Source organism: Agrobacterium sp. 22-226-1 (genome assembly GCF_053522345.1).
The window spans coordinates 1-3,983 of sequence record NZ_JBNWCP010000039.1 but is presented as its reverse complement, the minus strand read 5'-3'; the positions used below and the strand labels follow the sequence as shown (position 1 = coordinate 3,983).

2 protein-coding genes are annotated in these 3,983 nt (G+C 62.6%); one reads left to right on the top strand and one right to left on the bottom strand.

Going from position 1 to position 3,983, the window contains the following annotated elements; translation table 11 throughout:
• Nucleotides 1-2,963: Ti-type conjugative transfer relaxase TraA (gene traA, locus ACQZ5K_RS26840; protein WP_448742059.1), on the bottom strand; the 2,963-nt coding region annotated here is incomplete at its 3' end.
• Between the two features lie 256 nt (nucleotides 2,964-3,219).
• Here traA and ACQZ5K_RS26835 point away from each other — a divergent pair.
• Nucleotides 3,220-3,983, top strand: a 764-nt coding sequence (locus tag ACQZ5K_RS26835; RefSeq protein WP_448742058.1) for an NYN domain-containing protein, incomplete at its 3' end; no start/stop codon positions are given.

The window sequence follows — 3,983 nt, the reverse complement described above, 5'->3', positions numbered from 1 at the left end:
GGCAGGGCGTCAAGGTGAGTGAGGATCTCCTCGCTGCGCGGTGTGAGGGCAGGGACCTCGACGACATCGCACCTCTTGCGGTCCCATGTTTCCGATTTGCGTTCGCGCTCCAGATGCCGTCTCCAGTCTTGCGCCGCGCTCCTGACAAGCCGTGCGACCGACCCGGCATAATACAGGGCCTCTTTCCTTTCCCTGTTGTTGCCAAAAAGACCCGACTTGCCGCGCAGCGTCCCGAACTGGTCGGGACACGCCCGGATTGCCCTTTCGAGCGTGGCAGGATCGGTGTCGGGGTCGAGGATCCATGGCCTGATGGCTTCGCAGGCGCTGAAGGCATCGTGATAGACCTGGCGGGCAACGGGGCGCAGGCTGTCGATCCTCTCTTCCAGATGCGGAAGCGCTTTCTCACGGGCGATCTCTTCGACCGTCCTGTCGTAACGGGTAATGGCGGCAATGAGCGGTGCCCGGACGGCGGGCGGCTGATGGTGATGGTGATGGTGATGGCGCAACTCGCCCGGCACCAGCCCGTCAGTGTCCGGTGCCTGTTGCTGCCGCTGCCGCCGTGCTTCCACCGTCTGCTGCAGGGCGGGTTGTCTTGTCGCCTGCTGCCGCCGGATATCGTCACCCTTTTGCTCTTTCAGCCCGCGGCGTTCGGCAAAGGTACCGGTATAATCGAGCGTGGTTTGCTTGAGCCCCGAACGGCTCATGCCGGCGGAGAGCGCGTGCATGTCCCTGAACGCGTCACGACCGGCATAAAGCGTTGCCTGAAGACGATGACGGGTCATGGCGACATAGGTCAGGTGCCGGTCCATGGTGGCGGACGCCATAACGAAGGACCGGTCGACGGTTGCCCCTTGTGCCTTGTGAATGGTGGTGGCGTAACCGTGATCAAAGAATTGGTAATGTTTCGGGCGGATAGTGATGCTGCGGCCGTTTTTCGGTCCGCCTGTACCGCCGTCGAGCCGCAACTGTAGTGCGTCCGGTTCGACGGCGTCCACTGTCCCGAGCATGCCGTTTTTGACCCCGAGCCCGCGATCGTTCTGCAGCAGGACGATACGGTCACCGGCGGCAAAGGCACGTTTGCCGTTGACGGTCTGAAAGACGATCTCGCCATCAGTTTGCCCGGCGTCATTCGCGGCGTCGTTTCCGCTTCCCTTTGCCAGAACACCCTCAGCCTGCAGACCTTGCCGGATGGCGTCATTGATGGCGCGGACATCGACACGGCGATGGGCAAGGGCAATGCGGGAGTGGTGCGGATTGTCGCGCCGGTCGGCGAGATAATCACGCACGAGGTCCGCGCATGCCTGTTGTCGGTCATCGGCAAAGCGGATGGCATTCTGCCGGTCATACTGTGCCAGTGCTTCAGGGGTGCGGCGGGTGGCAAGGGCGATCGAGGCCTGTCGTTGCCAGTCCTCTTTCTGGCGACGGATTTCTGTCAGTTCGATGGCGCCGGTCCGCTCGACAATGGCGCGGAAGGGCGAGCCCGCACCGATCGCCTGCAACTGCTCGTGATCACCGACCAGCACCAGCTTGGCGCCACGTGCCTCGACCTGCTGCACGAAACGGCAAAGCTGCCGGCTGCCGATCATGCCGGCCTCGTCGATGACCAGAATATCCCTGTGGCCGAGGATCGATCTGCCATTCTCCCAGCCGAGCTCCCAGGAGGCCAGTGTGCGTGAGGCAATGCCTGACGATGCGGACAATTCCTCCGCCGCCTTGCCGGCAAGGGCAGCGCCATGCACACGATAACCGTCCGCTTCCCATGCCCGCCGTGCGGCCGCAAGCATGGTCGACTTGCCGGCACCGGCAAAGCCGGTCACGGCTGCAATCTGTTCGGGTCCGGTGACATGCAACACGGCGCGCAGCTGCTCGTCACCGAGGCCGCGTCCTGTGAGGTCTTCGTTTTGCCGGGTGATTGCATTTCTGGCCGTCGCCCTTCTCACGGCATGCGCCGATCGCTCCGCCATCCTGATCGCACTTCTTGCCATCAGCCGTTCGAGTTCGATCATCTCGCGGGTGGAATAGCGGGCCGGCCGGTGTTGCTGCTCCTGCTGCAGAAGGACGAGTTGCGGCGAGGCCATGACGGCGGCAAGGGCGGCGTGGAAGGCATCCGTACCGGTGATGTAGCGGCCGAGCGTTCCGGCGATATCGTGACGGGTAAAGACGCTCTGGCCTGATGTGATGAGGGCAAGCACCTGTTCGGGACGACGGCGGATCAGCTCGGCGTTTCGCCGGGCCGCGTCGTCATCGATGCGGCAGCGGGAGACATCGACACCACGCTCCTTCATCTGCGCGGCATGCACGCCCATATGGCCGGTCGGTTCGATGGCAAGGCGGCGGGAGAGATGCGATCGGTGATCGACACGGCGATCAAGACCGGCACGCAGCAGATGACGGTTGACGAGACCGGCAAAGGCCTCGCGCACCTGTTTGACCTGCATCTGTGCGCTCGGCAGGCCACGGTTGATCAGCCATGCGTTCTCGCGCTCGATCAGGGTCTTTTCTCCAAGGCCGTCAGCCGTGATCACCCGGGTGGTCATGACGACATGGGCATGGATGTTGCGCCCGTCGCTTTTACCCTGCGGCACATGAATGGCGAAGTCGACGGCAGCGCCAAAACGATTGGCGAGATCAATGGCAAAGGTCCGTGTGAGGGACAGTTGTTCGCTATCGGTCAGCTCATGCGGAAGCGCGATCTCGAACTCGCGGGCGACACGGGCATCGCAGCGCCGTTCGGCAAACTCGGCGGCATTCCACAAGCCTGACCGGTCAAGCGCCCACGGGGCATCGAGACCATCGGGAAGAATGATCTCCGTGTGGACGACACCGGTCTTTGCGGTAAAATCATGGGTAATGCCGTCACGCTGGTTGAGGATTTTGCTGGCGGTGCGATAGGCGATGGCGGCGACGGCACTTTTGCCGGCGCTGCGGCCGACCGGTTTTACACTGCAATGATAGATCGCCATGCCGGTCTCCCGATAAAACGCGCCGGCAGAACACCTGTTTCCGCCCCGATCCCGCCCGCGGGTGAGCGGAAACAACCGGACGTCAGCCCTTCGATGTCTTGCCTGTCGCCAGGGCGCCAACTCGTAAGTGCGCCCTTGTCGAATTCAGTCTAGCGGGACGGGGGATGGCTGGCTCTATGGTGAATTCACCAGAATGCGCTGCAAACTGATCCCCGCTACCATCGGCCCTGTGACACCGGGAGCAATGGAGATGGTGATGGATGCGATCAGGTTCGGGGAAACGAAACGACGGTCAGGGACAAGGGGTGCCCGGCAAAACAACGGCACCGGGACAGACCGGGAAAGCCCGAGGCTGGCTGTGCTGATCGATGGTGACAATGTCTCGCCGGAAATCGTCGACCGGCTGTTCGTTGTGATCGCGACGCTCGGCGATGCCACTGTCCGGCGCATCTATGGTGACTGGACACAGGCAACCATGAGGGGCTGGAAAAGCCGGCCTGGCGATCATGCGATCCGGCCGGTGCAGCAGTTTGCAAATTGTCCGGGAAAGAACGCCACCGATGGCGCCATGATCATCGATGCGATGGATTTGTTGCACCGGAACCGCCTTGACGGTTTCTGCATCGTCTCGAGGGATGGCGACTTTACCCGGCTGGCGGTACGCATCCGCGAAGAGGGGATCGCCGTGCACGGATTTGGTGACCGGCAGACACCGTCTTCCTTCATTGCCGCCTGCAGCAGCTTTACCCGTTTCGACAGGCTGCGGCCATCCAGTGAGATGCGGTGGCTCTCCGCCACAACAGCAGACGCAACACAAACCGCGGGCAGGCAAACAGATCTCTCCGCCCATGTTGCGCGGCAGATGCTGGCGATGATCGAAGAGGCCGTGTCTGCCAGCATCGAGGAGGACGGCTGGTCACCTCTGGCAAAGGTCGGTCTCTGGCTTGCCCTGCATGAGCCGGCGTTCAATCCGCGCCACTTCGGTTTTGCCGGGCTTGGCGGTTTCGTTGATGCCTGCCC